Here is a 13,852-nt window from a genome sequence, read left to right as displayed (position 1 = left end):
CCGAAATGCCCATGACTATCGAAGACAAGCCGCTGGCCGGCCGCCGTATTGCTGTACCCGAGAGCAGGGAGCTCGACCTGTTCGCTGACATGCTGATCAAGCGCGGCGCTGATGTGCTGCGTTGTCCGCTGGTATCGATCCACGATGCGCCTGACCCGCAGCCGGTGCTGGCCTGGATGCGTGAGCTGATTGAGCAGCCCTTTGATCAGGTGATTCTGCTGACCGGTGAGGGCTTGCGGCGCATGCTGGCGCTGGCTGAGCGTCAGAGCGACGGGTTGCGTGACGCCTTTGTTGCAGCGCTTGGGCCGATCCCCAAGCTCACCCGTGGGCCGAAGCCGGGTGCGGCGTTGCGCAAGGTGGGGCTCAGGCCGGATCGCGTTGCGGTGGCGCCGACCACCGAGGGCGTTATCGAGACGCTCAAGGGCGAAAACCTGCAGGGCGTGCGTATCGGTGTGCAGTTGTACGGCACGGACCCCAATACGCGCCTGGTCGATTTTCTGACCGGCGCGGGCGCCCAGGTTAAAACCGTTGCGCCCTATATCTATGCCGACGACGTTGAAGACGCGCAGGTTGATCGACTGATCGACGCGCTGCTGGCTATCGAAGTGGACGCCATCGCCTTCACCAGTGCAACCCAGGTGCGTCGACTGCTGCAAATTGCCAAACGTCGTGATGACGGCGAGGCAATGCTGCTGTCGGCACTGGAACGGATCAAGGTGGCGGCGGTGGGGCCGGTGGTTGCCGATGAGCTGCGAGAGCGGGGCATCAATGTGGACCTGATGCCAGAGAGCAGCTTTTTTATGAAGCCGCTGGTGCGCGAGCTGGTGAAGGTGTTGGGCTGACCGCTTCAGGGCCCGGCTGGTGGCTGCAGCATCCGCCATTGATTGGCTTCCCTTTGCAGGATGCGCCGCGCTGAACGGGCTGCTGGCACTTGTCAGCCGGTGCCCGCGCGGCAACAATGCAGGCTTGTCTGAACCCCGCGAGCCCAAGGAAGCTGGATGACCAACGAATCCACCGCGCTACGACTTTCCCCGGACCAACTTACCGCCCCCATCGACCTGGACAGCCTCGGCTTCACGACCACCGACGATCTGGAACCTTTCCGTGGCATTCTCGGCCAGGAGCGGGCAGTCGAGGCCCTGCAGTTCGGTGTGGCCATGCACCGGCCGGGCTACAACGTGTTTGTCATGGGTGACCCGGGAACCGGCCGTTTTTCCTATGTGCAGCGCTATCTGCGCGCGGAGGCCAAGCGCCAGGTCACCCCGCAGGACTGTGTCTACGTCAACAACTTCGATGAGCCCCGTGAACCCTGGGTGATCAGCCTGGCACCCGGTTCTGCCGGCGAGCTGATCGAGGCGATCGACCGTTTTATCGACAATCTGCTGGCAACCTTCCCCGCGGTGTTTGAGCACCCGGCCTATCAGCAGAAGAAAAGCGCCATTGATCGTGCCTTCAACCAGCGCTACGACCGGGCGATTGATTCGGTAGAGCGCCGCGCGCTGGAGAAAAACATCGCGCTGTACCGTGACTCGCAGAATATTGCCTTTACGCCGATGAAGGAGGGCAAGGCGCTGGACGAGGCCGACTTTGCCCAGTTGCCGGAGGAGGAGCGCGAGCGCTTCCACAGCGATATTTCCGAGCTTGAGGAAGTGCTGAACGAAGAGCTCGCCAGCCTGCCGCAGTGGAAGCGCGAGTCGAGCAATCAGCTGCGCGAGCTCAACGAGCAGACCATCACCGAAGCCCTGCAGCCCCTGCTTGAGCCACTGCTGGAGCGCTACAGCGGCAATCAGGCGGTCTGTGATTACCTGCAGGCGATGCGCCAGAACCTGCTCAAGACGGTGATTGATCAACTGGTCGAGGAGCGGGCGCTGGAGGCACGGCCAGACGCGTACAAGCGGCAGATGCTGGTCGAACAGTACAGCCCCAGCCTGATCGTTGGTCATCACACCAGTGGCGGCGCGCCGGTCGTGCACGAGCCGCATCCGTCCTACGACAACCTGTTCGGGCGCATTGAGTACTCACCCGAGCAGGGCGCGCTGGTAACCAGTTATCGGCATATCCGCTCCGGCGCATTGCATCGGGCAAACGGCGGTTTTCTGCTGCTGGAAGCCGAGAAGCTGCTGGGCGAGCCCTTTGTCTGGGACGCCCTCAAGCGTGCCCTGCATTCGCGCGAGCTGAAGATGGAGTCGCCCTGGGCCGATATGGGCCGACTGGCGACGGTAACCCTGACCCCCCAGGTGATCCCGCTGGATGTGAAGGTGGTGATCATCGGCTCGCGCCAGGTGTATTACGCGCTGCAGGATCTGGATCCGGACTTTCAGGAAATGTTTCGCGTGCTGGTGGATTTCGATGAGGATCTGCCGCGCACGCCGGACAGTATCGAAGGCATGGCCCAGTTGCTGAAAACCCGTACCTCGGAGGAGGGGCTGGCCCCGCTTACCGCGGCGGCGGTTGCCCGGGTGCTGACCTACAGCACCCGGCTGGCTGAGCACCAGAAGCGGCTCTCGGCGCGTATCAGCGATATTTTTCAGCTGGTGGCCGAGGCCGACTTTACCCGCCAGCTGGCGGGTGACCCGATCACCGATACCGCGCACATCGAACGTGCCCTGCGAGCCAAGGAAACCCGCACCGGACGGGTCAGCGCGCGCATTCACGAAGACATGCTGTCGGGCGTCATTCTGATCGACACCGACGGCGCTGCGGTCGGCAAGTGCAACGGGCTGACCGTACTTGAGGTGGGTGATTCGGTATTCGGTTTGCCCGCGCGTATCAGTGCCACGGTCTACCCGGGCGGCAGCGGAATTGTCGATATCGAGCGTGAGGTGAACCTCGGGCAGCCGATTCACTCCAAGGGGGTGATGATTCTGACCGGTTTTCTTGGCAGCCGTTATGCCCAGAAGCATCCGCTGGAAATCTCCGCGAGCATCGCGTTGGAGCAGTCCTATGGCTATGTCGATGGCGACAGCGCGTCGCTCGGTGAGGTCTGCACCCTGATCTCGGCGCTCTCGCGCACGCCTCTGAAGCAGTGCTTTGCCATTACCGGCTCGATCAACCAGTTTGGCGAGGTGCAGGCGGTCGGCGGGTTGAACGAGAAGATAGAAGGCTTTTTCCGCCTGTGTCAGGCCCGTGGCCTGACCGGTGAGCAGGGCGTTATCATTCCGCGCTCGAACGTACCCAACCTGATGCTGGATGAAGAAGTCCTGCAGGCTGTGCGTAACGGCCAGTTCTCGGTTTACGGCGTGTCCTGTGTGGACGAGGCGCTGGCACTGCTGGCCGGAGAGCCGGCGGGCGAATTGAACGAGCAAGGGGATTTCGCCGAGGGCAGTATCAATGCCAGGGTGGTTGCCCGCTTGGCCGAGATTGCCGAGCGCGACCGTGAAGAGGAAGAGTCAGACCCGGAGGAGGGTGACGGCGACAAGTAACCGGTTTTTATTCGCCGTGCCCGCGAGCTTGAGCGGTGGGCCGCAACGGGTTCTGTCTACAGGGTTATCCACAGGCTTTGCTGCGACAGGTTGTCACTGATTGCCAACGGATACCTGAATGAGGTCTTGACGCCGGCAAGGCAATCTGCTCCCTGCCGGCGCTCTGATGCCGCTGAAAGGTGCGCACTGCCTGCTTTTCAGCACATCAACGGATCATTGCGTCAAGGATGCTGCAACTGAACAAAATGTGTGCGAGTCGCGCCAGCGCCCGTACTGACAGGGTCGCAGTGAGTTATCAGTTCGCTGCTCACAGAGTTATCCACAGATACTGTGAACAACCATCGCGCCCCAAAATCGAACACACTGAAATCGAGGTTAATGCAGTCAATGGAACGCCTTCTGGAAAACCTGATGTACTCGGCGCGCTGGATTCTTGCGCCTATCTATCTGGGCCTGTCTCTGGCGCTTGCGGCGTTGGCGGTCAAGTTCTTTCAGGAACTGTTTCATCTGTTGCCTCACCTGCTCGAAACCGCCGAAGCCGATCTCATTCTGGTTGTGCTCTCGCTGGTGGATATGGCACTGGTGGGTGGCCTGCTGGTCATGGTGATGATTTCCGGCTACGAGAATTTCGTCTCCCAGCTGGACATCGACGACGGCAAGGAGAAGCTCAGCTGGCTTGGCAAGATGGACTCCGGCTCGCTGAAGATGAAGGTTGCGGCATCGATTGTCGCGATTTCATCGATTCACCTGCTCAAGGTGTTCATGAATGCGCAGAATATCCCCAATGACAAGCTGATGTGGTACGTGATCATCCACCTCACCTTTGTGGTGTCCTCCTTTGGCATGGGCCTGCTGGATCGCATGGGGCGCGACGGTAAGGCGATTTAATGTTGTACTTCTGGTAAAGGTTTTTGTGTAAGGGTATCGTTCCTGTACAACTTTGCAGGAGTCGATGCCATGACGCTGGAACAATTGATGCAGGCAGCGGACAGAGGGGCCTTGCAGGACCTGGATCTGCTGTCACACGAGGGCGCGGTGTATCTGGTCGAGGCGCTGATCGACGGATCGCGCCATCTGCTCAAGCAGCACGAGGGGGATACTCGGCCCTGGGTATTCCGCTCCCTGCATGACGCGCGCAATGCGCTGGTGGAGCTGCCCTTTCAGACCATCAATCTGGTTCATCTCAATGTCTGTGACGAGATGGGGCCTGACGCCCTGGTTACGGGTGGTCCACAGGCGGCGATGCGACTGCCTCTGCCGCTGCACCCCTGAGTGGCTGACATGCGTAATCTGATTGTGCTGCTGGGTGACCAGCTTGATCCGGCCATCAGCAGCCTGGCTGGCGCCGATCCCGCGCAGGACCGTATCCTCATGGTGGAAGCCGAGGAGGAGGGACGTTACGTTCCCCATCACCCGCAGAAGATTCTGTTTATCCTCTCTGCCATGCGGCATTTTGCCGAGGGGTTGCGTGGCCGTGGCTTCAACGTTGATTACATCAAGCTGGACGACCCGGCCAACAGCGGCTCGCTGTATGGCGAACTGGCGCGTGCCCGTAGCAGGCTGCAGCCTGAACGCATTCTGCTGACCGAGCCCGGGGAATGGCGACTGCTGGATCGGTTTCGTCAGCGTCAGGCTGACTGGCCCGAATTGACCTTGCTGCCGGATGAGCGGTTTTTCTGCAGCGCGGAGTGGTTCGCCAACTGGGCCGCCGGGCGCAAGCAGTTGCGGATGGAGTTCTTCTATCGCGAGATGCGTCGCCGCAGCGGCCTGCTGATGACGTCGGAAGGCCAGCCGGAAGGCGGCAGCTGGAACTTTGATCAGGATAATCGCAAGGCGCTGCCTGCAGGGCACCCTGTACCGGAGCAGCCGCATTTTCCGATGGACGCCATCACCTGCGAGGTAGCCGCCCTGGTCGCTGCCCGGTTTGCTGATCATTACGGTCAGCTTGAGGGTTTTGATTACCCGGTCACCCACGCGGATGCCGAGGCGTTGTGGCAGCGTTTTCGCCAGAAGGCGCTGGCCCGGTTCGGTGACTACCAGGATGCCATGGCGGTGAATCAGCGCTGGCTGTTTCATGCGCGCATAGCCGCGGCGCTGAATATCGGGCTGCTCGATCCGCGCCGGGTGTGTCTGGACGTGCAGGCCGACTGGCAGGCTGGCCTGATTCCGTTGAACGCGGCCGAGGGCTTTATTCGCCAGATTCTCGGTTGGCGCGAGTATGTTCGCGGTATCTACTGGCTATTGATGCCGGAGTACGCCGAGCGCAACGCCTTCGGCAATCAGCGCGATCTGCCCGCGTTCTACTGGACCGGCAAGACGCGGATGCGCTGCATGCAGCAGGCAATTGGCCAAACGCTGGAACATGCCTATGCACACCATATTCAGCGTCTGATGGTCACCGGCAATTTTGCCCTGCTGGCGGGGATTGAACCCAAGCAGATTTGCAACTGGTATCTGGCCGTGTACATGGATGCCTTTGACTGGGTGGAGCTGCCCAATACCCTGGGCATGGTAATGCATGCCGATGGGGGGTATCTCGGCTCCAAGCCCTACTGCAGCAGCGGGCAGTACATCAAGCGGATGTCGGATTACTGCAGCGGCTGCAGCTACAAGGTCAGCGAGCAGACCGGCGCCAGGGCATGCCCGTTCAACGCGCTGTATTGGCATTTCGTCATGCGCCACCGCGAGCAGCTCGGCTCAAACCCGCGCATGGCGATGGTGTACCGCAACCTGCAGCGCATGCCGGAAGCCAAACAGCAGGCCCTGTGGCAGTGGGGCGAGCATCTGCTGGAGCGGCTGGATGCCGGTGAGATGCTGTGATTCGCAAGGGTGATTTGCCGCAGAAAACCTGCGCGGTGTGCGGCAGACCCTTTGCCTGGCGCCGGAAGTGGGCGCGCTGCTGGGATGAGGTGCGCTACTGCTCCGAGCGTTGCCGCCGTGCCCGCAGCGGCTGAAGGCCGTCAGCTGGCTGCCAGCACTACGAACTTGGGTGCAGCGGCGCGCTGTTCGACCTTGGTGAAGTAGCGCCTGAGGGTCTGGTGGTAGCCCAGGTGGCGATTGCCGACCACCAACAGCTCGCCGCCATGTGCGAGCGCCTTGCGGCTTTGGTCAAACAGTCGGCGGGCGATTTGATCACCCACCACCTGCTGCTGGTGGAACGGCGGGTTGCACAGAACAAGATCGGCGGACCCTGGCTCGGCTTCACTCAGCCCGTCGCTGACGATGAACCGGGCGCTGCGGCCGGGGAAGGCTGCTGCGAAGTTGTCCTGCGCTGATGCCACCGCTGCCCAGGACTCGTCGATAAACGTGAGCTGTGCCTCGGGGTTGCGGCAGGCTGCCATCAGGCCGAGGGCGCCATTGCCGCAGCCCAGGTCCACTATCCGCGCGCTGCCCAGGTTTGACGGAATGCAGGGCAGCAGCACGCGGGTGCCGATATCCAGCTTCTCGCGCGAGAACACGCCGGGGCGATTGTTTAGCAGCAGCGGGGTGCCATCCAGCGGGTAGTGGGTGCTCAGATTGCTGGCGCGAGGCTGCAATACCGGATCGTGCCTGCACTGCAGCAGCCGGGCCTTCTTCCAGCCAAGCGAAGCCTGATAGGGACCAATATGGGCTGCCAGAAGGTCGCCGGCACTCGGCGGCAGGTGCTTGATCATGCTGCCGGCCAGCAGCAGGGCGTTGCCGGTGAGGTGCGGGCGCAGGCGCTGTAACTGATCCTGCAACAGGCTCAGGCTCTTGGGGATGCGCAGCAGCACCTGGCGATAACAGCCGTCCGGTGTCTGGGTGCTATTGAAGAATTGAACCCTGGCCGAATCAAGATTGTTGGCTGCGAGGTTGCCCTGCAGGGCGCGCCAGCTCATCCATGAATCGCCCCAGCTGTGTGTCTCCAGACCTGCCGTTGCCAGTGCACAGGCGAGTGCGCCGAAGCTGTCGTTGACGACCAGAATCGGGCCGCCGTCGGCGGGTTCCTCCTGCAGGCGCTGCAGCAGGTAGAGATCGGCGTTGTCGAAGGCCTGAAGTGTGTCTTCCCGGGAGGTGGGATAGCGCTGCAGCTGCAGCGAGCCGTAGGGGGTATCGCAGGATTGCATGGTCAGCCAGGGCAGTGGGGCGTGCCGCGCAGTATAGCATTACGCGGTGCCCGGATCGGTACCGGGCACCGCTGGGGGCTTATCCCTGTTTCTGCTCTTTCAGCAGATCGCGGATCTCGCCAAGCAGTACCTCTTCCTTCGACGGTGCCGGCGGCGCAGCGGGTGCTGTCTCTTCCTTTTTCTTGAGGCTGTTCATTACCTTGACCGCAGTGAAGACCGCGGCGGCGATGATCAGGAAGTCCACGACGCTCTGGATAAACATTCCATAGCCGATGGCCACCTCGGCTGCGTCACCTTCTGCCTGTTTCAGAACAATGGCCAGATCGGTGAAGTTGACGCCGCCGATCAGTACACCCAGCGGCGGCATGACGACGTTGTTGACGAACGAGGAAACGACCTTGCCAAACGCGGCGCCGATGATAATACCCACGGCCATGTCGACAACGTTGCCGCGCATGGCAAAAGCCTTGAATTCATCCAGTAGTTTCATTGCCTATTTCCTTGAGAAGCGCCGACTTGGCGAGAGCTGATCATAGCCAAGCAAGCACGTTTTACCAACTACTCAAGTGCTTCCTCAAGTGCCTCGCAGAGGATGCGCAACGTCTGGATGCGGGCATGACGCTTGTCTTCAGCGGGAATCAGGTGCCACGGTGCTGAGCGGGTCGACGTGTGCTCAACCATGTCATTGAGCGCCTCAACGTAGTCGGGCCAGCGCTTGCGGTTACGCCAGTCTTCCTCGGTCAGCTTGTAGCGTTTGACTGGTGATGCTTCCCGTTCCTTGAAGCGCTTGAGCTGCTCCTGCTCGGTAATCGCCAGCCAGAACTTGATCAGCAACGTACCGTTCTCGGTCAGCTGTTGCTCAAAATCATTGATCTCGGCATAGGCGCGTTGCCATTCGGATTCGGCGCAGAAGCCTTCAACCCGCTCGACCAGCACGCGGCCGTAGTAACTGCGGTCGAAGACCACGACATTGCCCGGGGCTGGTATGCGTCGCCAGAAACGCCACAGATAGGGCATCCGGCGCTCCTCGTCACTCGGCGCGCGGGTGCCGTGAACCCGCAGGATACGCGGATCGAGGCATTGGGTGATGCGGCGGATGGTACCGCCCTTGCCGGCGGCATCACTGCCCTCGAACACCAGCATCAGGCTGCGACGGGCGAAGCGCGGATGCTGCATCAGGTCGCGCAGTCTGTTCTGCCAATGCAGCAGCTGTTGTTGGTACTCGTCCTTTGGCAGCTTCTGGCTGTAATCCAGCTGGGCGAGGTAGTCGCGCTGGGCGGGTTGCCAGCCGTAGACCGGGCGCGGCACCGGCGGTGTGTTGATACGCTGGCGCATGGCTTCCAGCACGATCTGGCCGATGCGCTGGTCGCGCAGGTGAGGGTCTGTTGCCGGCACCCGAATCCAGGGGGACTCGTTGGTGGAGGTCAGCTCGGTCATCAGGCGCGCGCCCTCGCGCACCTTCTCGTAGTCGGCGGCGCTGAAGTCACCCCATTCGCGCATGGCTACGGTCTGTTTCAGCAGGCTGGGCTCCACCCGCTGGCGCGTCCCGCGTTCATCGTCGGTCAGGTGCAGCCAGATCTTTACCAGGATAATGCCTTCATCATTGAGCAGGCGTTCGAAATGCAGGATGTCCTGCATTTGTGCGGTAAAGCGGTTGATGCTGATTTGCCCCCGACTCAACTTCATCAGCGGCTGGTGGTACCAGGAGCCCAGATAAAACCCCAGTTCGCCGGCCGGTGGCAGGGTGCGCCAATAGCGCCACATGCGGGGCATGCGCTTGTCGACCCCTTTGGGCATCCCGAAAGCGCGGGTATTGAGGTAGCGATTGTCCAGCCACTCGTAGAAGCTGTGGATGACCTCCGCCTTGCCCGCGAAGTCGTTGCCGCTGATCAGAACCAGGACCGAGCCGTGTTCCAGCGAGCGCAGTTCGAACTGGGTCTCCAGCAGTTCCTCGCGCAGCGCTTCGCGTTCGGCCTTGCGCTGCTTGCTGTCGTCCTTGCTGTTACCCATGCGCGACGGCAGACCAATTGATGTCCGGTACCTGTTCGAAGGCCGGACGTGCCAGCAGATAGCCCTGAAAGAGATGGACATTCTGTTCGCGCAGGAATGCCAGCTCGGCTTCGGTTTCGACCCCTTCGGCGATGACTTCGATGCTCAGGGCGGCGCAGACCCCAAGGATGCCGCGTACGATCGCCTGCTTTACCACGTCCTTGTCGATATCACGGATCAGCGCCATGTCCAGCTTGATGATGTCCGGCTGGAACTCGGCCAGCAGATTCAGTCCCGAATAGCCTGCACCGAAATCGTCGATGGCGGTTTTGAAGCCCTGGCGCTTGTACTCGGTAATGATGCTTTTGAGATGATCCTTGTCGACCATCTGCTCGTTCTCGGTAATTTCAAAAATCAGCCGCTCCACCGGGAAGTTGAAGCGCTTTGCCGCTTCCAGGGTAGCGCGAATGCAGGTCGCCGCCTGATACACCGCGTTGGGCAGGAAATTGATGCTGACAAAGCAGGGGATGTTCAGCCGGGCAGCCAGCTCCACTGCCTTGACGCGGCAGGACTGGTCAAACTGATAACGATTGTCGGTGGTGACCTTGGACAGAATGCCGGCCGCGCCGGTTCCGTCGGTGCCTCGTACCAGCGCCTCGCAGGCAAAGAGCTGGCGGGTACGCACATCGACGATCGGCTGAAACGCCATGCTGAAGTCAAAGTCCAGCGCAGGACGGTCGATGCAGGCTCGACAGGGCGGCGGTGATTGTGGCTCGGTAGTCATTCTGTTGGATCCTTACGCCTTTAGGCGGTCAGTATAGAGGATAATGTTCCTCTGATATCAAGCGGCGCTTCATGGTGCCTCGACCCGGATAAAGCAAGATGGCCAAACAGAAACGTATTTACGGCTGCACCGAATGCGGTGCCACCTTTTCCAAGTGGGCGGGCCAATGCCCGGAATGCCAGGCGTGGAACAGCATGGTGGAGACCGTGGTGGACACCACGCCTACCGGTGGCAGCCCCTCACGCAGCAGCAACTGGACAGGGCAGCAGGCGTCAGTCAAGACGCTGGCAGAGGTCACTACAGAAGAAATGCCGCGGCAGCCCAGCGGCTCGTCCGAGCTTGATCGGGTGCTGGGTGGCGGCCTGGTCGCCGGGTCGGTGGTGCTGATCGGCGGCGATCCCGGGATCGGCAAATCGACCATTCTGCTGCAGACCCTCTGTCGCCTGGCGCAAGGCATGCCCGCGCTGTATGTAACGGGTGAGGAGTCCCAGCAGCAGGTGGCGATGCGCGCCCGCCGGCTTGGTCTGCCGGAAGATCAGCTCAAGGTGATGACCGAAACCTGTATCGAAAGCATTGTTGCGACGGCGCGGCAGGAACAGCCCCGGGTGATGGTGGTTGACTCGATCCAGACCATCTTCACCGAGCAGTTGCAGTCGGCCCCGGGCGGTGTTGCCCAGGTGCGCGAGAGCGCGGCCTTGCTGGTGCGATACGCCAAGCAGAGTGGCACGGCAATTTTTCTGGTCGGCCACGTTACCAAGGAAGGCTCGCTGGCCGGGCCGCGGGTGCTTGAGCACATGGTGGACACGGTGCTGTATTTCGAGGGTGAGGCTGATGGTCGTTACCGCATGCTGCGGGCGGTGAAGAACCGTTTTGGCGCGGTCAATGAACTGGGTGTGTTTGCCATGACCGACAAGGGTCTTAAGGAAGTGGCCAACCCCTCTGCGATTTTCCTCTCACGTTACGACGCGCCGATTCCGGGCAGCGTGGTGATGGCCACCTGGGAAGGCTCGCGCCCGATGCTGGTGGAGGTGCAGGCGCTGGTGGATACCAGCCATCTGGGCAATCCGCGCCGGGTCACGCTGGGGCTGGATCAGAACCGGTTGGCGATGCTGCTGGCCGTGTTGCACCGCCATGGCGGCGTTGCGACCTATGACCAGGATGTCTTCGTCAACGTCGTCGGCGGGGTCAAGGTACTGGAAACGGCAGCCGATCTGGCGCTGCTGGCGGCGGTCATGTCCAGTCTGCGCAACCGGCCGCTGCCGATGGATCTGATGGTATTTGGTGAGCTGGGGCTGTCAGGTGAGATTCGCCCGGTGCCGAGCGGGCAGGAGCGCCTGAAGGAAGCCGCCAAGCATGGCTTTACCCGCGCCATCGTACCCAAGGCCAACGCGCCCAAGGAAGCGCCCAAAGGAATGCAGGTGATTGCTGTGACCCGGTTGGATCAGGCGCTGGCGGCGATATTTGAGTAGCAGCGGCGTAGCCGCTGCTACAGCTGCAAGCTGCAAGCTACAAGCTACAAGCGAAAAGCGAAAAGCGAAACTCCCGGGGCTAGTCGCTGGGGAGGGAGTTGGGAGGCACTCTCAGCTTGAGGCTTGAGGCTTGCCGCTGCGGCGCTTGGCGCCGCCTAAAGCAAAGCCGCCAGCTCTCGTTCCAGCAACGCTGCATCGCCCAGGTTGAGGGCGACCAGGCGGCGCAGGTGGCTGATGGAGTCGAGGTCGATGTGCTCACACTGAAAGCCGAGCAGTCCTTCTTCGGCGTGAGCCAGTGAGACTTCCATGCGGATCTGGCTGCCTTCGGACAGATCGATAATGGCAACGAAAGGGGCTTTGGCGCGTGTCGTGTCCCACTGATCAGGCTGCATGACCAGCAGGCCACGCAGGGATATGTCGATCAACTGAACTGCCACGCACCAGTCGTCCTGCTGCAGCAGGGTGTGGGCATCGAACGGAATGCGGCTGAAACGCCGTCTGTCATCGTGCATCCGATGGCTCCCGGGTGTATTGGTCATCGATGCCCACACTATAGCGCTTTTTACTGCTTACACCACGCCTTGAGCGAGCATTGCGTCGGCGACCTTGACGAAGCCGGCGATGTTGGCGCCCTTGACGTAATTGATGTGGCCGTCTTCATCTCTGCCATAACGTTCACAGGCGGCGTGAATGGATTGCATGATGCAATGCAGCTTCTCGTCGACCTCGCCGGCAGTCCAGTGCAGGCGCATGGCGTTCTGGCTCATTTCCAGGCCGCTTACCGCCACACCGCCGGCGTTGGCAGCCTTGCCCGGGGCAAACAGGATGCGATGCTCCTGGAGCAGGTCGACGGCCTCCAGAGTGCTCGGCATGTTGGCGCCCTCGGCGACAGCGATGCAGCCGTTCTCGATCAGATGACGGGCGTCGTCTGCATCCAGTTCGTTCTGGGTTGCGCAGGGCAGGGCAATGTCGCAGGGCAGATGCCACGGGCGCTGGCCAGCGATAAATTCACAGCCGTCGCCGTGCAGCGACTCCAGTCGCCCGCGCTGCTCGTTCTTCAGCGTCATCAGCGTGTCCCACTGTGCCTGGGTCATGCCGTCCGGGTAGTACAGGGTGCCGCCGGAGTCGGAGACCGAGATCACCTTTGCGCCCAGCTCCAGCACCTTCTGCGCTGCGTACTGGGCGACGTTTCCGGAGCCGGAGATGGCAACCCGTTTGCCCTCGAAGCTGTCATTGCGCTGCTTGAGCATCTGCTCGGCAAAGTAGACGCAGCCGTAACCGGTCGCTTCGGGACGGATCAGACTGCCGCCATAGCTGATGCCCTTGCCGGTCAAAACGGAGGTGAATTCGTTGCGCAGGCGTTTGTATTGGCCGTACATGTAGCCAATTTCACGCGCACCGACGCCGATGTCGCCGGCGGGGATATCCAGGTCTGCACCAATATGGCGCGACAGCTCGGTCATGAAGGCCTGGCAGAAGCGCATGATCTCGCCGTCACTCTTGCCCTTGGGATCGAAGTCGGAGCCGCCTTTGCCGCCGCCCATCGGCAGGCTGGTCAGCGCATTCTTGAAAACCTGCTCGAAGGCGAGGAATTTCAGCACGCCAAGATTCACCGACGGGTGAAAGCGCAGGCCACCCTTGTACGGACCAATGGCGCTGTTCATCTGCACACGGAAACCGCGGTTGACCTGCACGTTACCCCGGTCGTCGACCCAGCAGACGCGAAACTGGATGACGCGCTCGGGCTCGATCAGACGTTCGATGATGCCTGCACGCAGGTATTTCGGGTTGGCTTCCAGGAAGGGCCAGAGGCTGCTGAGCACCTCTTCGGCAGCTTGGTGGAATTCTGGCTGATGGGGGTCGCGCAGGGTCAGTTCGGTTAGGCAGGCAGCCAGGGTGTAGGTCATGTCTGGAGTCACTTTTCTATACGTTTAGGACGAAAGGACGTAAACCTACCAGACTGCGAACTGCACAGGAATGGTGCGATTGTAAAATAGCGTGCACGACAGTGTTTTATTTTGGTGCGCCATATCCCGAGCGGGTGGCGAGGCAGGATCCGCAACAGCGCGGCCACACCGGATGGTGTGGCCGCGCCGCAGGGGA

The 13,852-nt window shown here is 61.3% G+C and carries 13 protein-coding genes; 7 read left to right on the top strand and 6 right to left on the bottom strand.

The genetic code is table 11. From position 1 onward, the window contains the following. The first annotated feature begins 5 nt into the window (after window positions 1-5). The 6 genes from AC13EY_RS13600 to AC13EY_RS13575 all read left to right on the top strand — a co-directional run bounded on the left by AC13EY_RS13600 (window position 6) and on the right by AC13EY_RS13575 (window position 6,376). The gene (locus tag AC13EY_RS13600) at window positions 6-842 is read left to right on the top strand and encodes a uroporphyrinogen-III synthase (RefSeq protein WP_482877410.1); all 837 of its coding nucleotides are present in this window, start codon (window positions 6-8) and stop codon (window positions 840-842) included. A 156-nt stretch (window positions 843-998) separates the two neighbouring features. Then, window positions 999-3,422 carry a Lon protease family protein gene (locus AC13EY_RS13595; protein ID WP_482877408.1) on the top strand — a complete coding sequence of 808 codons (2,424 nt, stop codon included), beginning with the start codon at window positions 999-1,001 and terminating at the stop codon, window positions 3,420-3,422. A gap of 387 nt (window positions 3,423-3,809) precedes the next feature. Further along, complete coding sequence (locus AC13EY_RS13590; RefSeq protein ID WP_233049105.1) at window positions 3,810-4,310, top strand: TIGR00645 family protein; 501 nt, start codon at window positions 3,810-3,812, stop codon at window positions 4,308-4,310. Between the two features lie 69 nt (window positions 4,311-4,379). Next, entirely contained in the window at window positions 4,380-4,694 is a 315-nt protein-coding gene (locus AC13EY_RS13585) for a DUF6482 family protein (protein WP_269687909.1), read from the top strand. Window positions 4,695-4,703: 9 nt separating this feature from the next. Beyond that, the gene (locus tag AC13EY_RS13580; RefSeq protein WP_482877406.1) at window positions 4,704-6,242 is read left to right on the top strand and encodes a cryptochrome/photolyase family protein; all 1,539 of its coding nucleotides are present in this window, start codon (window positions 4,704-4,706) and stop codon (window positions 6,240-6,242) included. Continuing rightward, window positions 6,242-6,376, top strand: a complete 135-nt coding sequence (locus AC13EY_RS13575; protein ID WP_088277840.1) for a DUF2256 domain-containing protein — start codon at window positions 6,242-6,244, stop codon at window positions 6,374-6,376. The genes AC13EY_RS13580 and AC13EY_RS13575 overlap by 1 nt, the downstream gene beginning before the upstream one ends. 6 nt (window positions 6,377-6,382) lie before the next feature. Here the strand turns inward: AC13EY_RS13575 and AC13EY_RS13570 are convergent, their stop codons facing one another. The 4 genes from AC13EY_RS13570 to AC13EY_RS13555 all read right to left on the bottom strand — a co-directional run bounded on the left by AC13EY_RS13570 (window position 6,383) and on the right by AC13EY_RS13555 (window position 10,280). Continuing rightward, window positions 6,383-7,507, bottom strand: coding sequence for a methyltransferase (locus tag AC13EY_RS13570; protein ID WP_482877404.1), 1,125 nt, complete (start codon window positions 7,505-7,507; stop codon window positions 6,383-6,385). A 79-nt stretch (window positions 7,508-7,586) separates the two neighbouring features. After that, window positions 7,587-7,997, bottom strand: coding sequence for a large-conductance mechanosensitive channel protein MscL (gene mscL / locus AC13EY_RS13565; protein WP_482877402.1), 411 nt, complete (start codon window positions 7,995-7,997; stop codon window positions 7,587-7,589). A 68-nt stretch (window positions 7,998-8,065) separates the two neighbouring features. Beyond that, window positions 8,066-9,517: a polyphosphate:AMP phosphotransferase gene (gene pap / locus AC13EY_RS13560; RefSeq protein ID WP_482877401.1), complete on the bottom strand. Its 1,452-nt coding sequence runs from the start codon at window positions 9,515-9,517 to the stop codon at window positions 8,066-8,068. Further along, window positions 9,510-10,280: an EAL domain-containing protein gene (locus AC13EY_RS13555; RefSeq protein ID WP_474121259.1), complete on the bottom strand. Its 771-nt coding sequence runs from the start codon at window positions 10,278-10,280 to the stop codon at window positions 9,510-9,512. Before AC13EY_RS13555 ends, pap begins: the two co-directional genes overlap by 8 nt. Window positions 10,281-10,378: 98 nt before the next feature. Between AC13EY_RS13555 and radA the strand changes: the two genes are divergently transcribed. Beyond that, complete coding sequence (gene radA / locus AC13EY_RS13550; protein ID WP_088277791.1) at window positions 10,379-11,749, top strand: DNA repair protein RadA; 1,371 nt, start codon at window positions 10,379-10,381, stop codon at window positions 11,747-11,749. A 155-nt stretch (window positions 11,750-11,904) separates the two neighbouring features. Here the strand turns inward: radA and AC13EY_RS13545 are convergent, their stop codons facing one another. Both AC13EY_RS13545 and gdhA read right to left on the bottom strand, forming a co-directional pair. Continuing rightward, window positions 11,905-12,261, bottom strand: coding sequence for a PilZ domain-containing protein (locus AC13EY_RS13545; RefSeq protein WP_228245838.1), 357 nt, complete (start codon window positions 12,259-12,261; stop codon window positions 11,905-11,907). Between the two features lie 57 nt (window positions 12,262-12,318). Then, window positions 12,319-13,656, bottom strand: coding sequence for an NADP-specific glutamate dehydrogenase (gene gdhA, locus AC13EY_RS13540; RefSeq protein ID WP_482877398.1), 1,338 nt, complete (start codon window positions 13,654-13,656; stop codon window positions 12,319-12,321). Between the last annotated feature and the right edge of the window lie 196 nt (window positions 13,657-13,852).

The sequence above is a fragment of the Halopseudomonas sp. L-58 genome, assembly GCF_056859475.1.
Note: the sequence above shows the minus strand (reverse complement) of the source record. Positions and strands in the feature narration are given on the sequence as shown.

Bases quoted from the DNA above. Each gene is read 5' to 3' on its own strand.
- AC13EY_RS13600 (WP_482877410.1), top strand. From the start codon at position 6: ATGCCCATGACTATCGAAGACAAGCCGCTGGCCGGCCGCCGTATTGCT.
- AC13EY_RS13595 (WP_482877408.1), top strand. From the start codon at position 999: ATGACCAACGAATCCACCGCGCTACGACTTTCCCCGGACCAACTTACC.
- AC13EY_RS13590 (WP_233049105.1), top strand. From the start codon at position 3,810: ATGGAACGCCTTCTGGAAAACCTGATGTACTCGGCGCGCTGGATTCTT.
- AC13EY_RS13585 (WP_269687909.1), top strand. From the start codon at position 4,380: ATGACGCTGGAACAATTGATGCAGGCAGCGGACAGAGGGGCCTTGCAG.
- AC13EY_RS13580 (WP_482877406.1), top strand. From the start codon at position 4,704: ATGCGTAATCTGATTGTGCTGCTGGGTGACCAGCTTGATCCGGCCATC.
- AC13EY_RS13570 (WP_482877404.1), bottom strand. From the start codon at position 7,507: ATGCAATCCTGCGATACCCCCTACGGCTCGCTGCAGCTGCAGCGCTAT.
- mscL (WP_482877402.1), bottom strand. From the start codon at position 7,997: ATGAAACTACTGGATGAATTCAAGGCTTTTGCCATGCGCGGCAACGTT.
- pap (WP_482877401.1), bottom strand. From the start codon at position 9,517: ATGGGTAACAGCAAGGACGACAGCAAGCAGCGCAAGGCCGAACGCGAA.
- AC13EY_RS13555 (WP_474121259.1), bottom strand. From the start codon at position 10,280: ATGACTACCGAGCCACAATCACCGCCGCCCTGTCGAGCCTGCATCGAC.
- radA (WP_088277791.1), top strand. From the start codon at position 10,379: ATGGCCAAACAGAAACGTATTTACGGCTGCACCGAATGCGGTGCCACC.
- AC13EY_RS13545 (WP_228245838.1), bottom strand. From the start codon at position 12,261: ATGCACGATGACAGACGGCGTTTCAGCCGCATTCCGTTCGATGCCCAC.
- gdhA (WP_482877398.1), bottom strand. From the start codon at position 13,656: ATGACCTACACCCTGGCTGCCTGCCTAACCGAACTGACCCTGCGCGAC.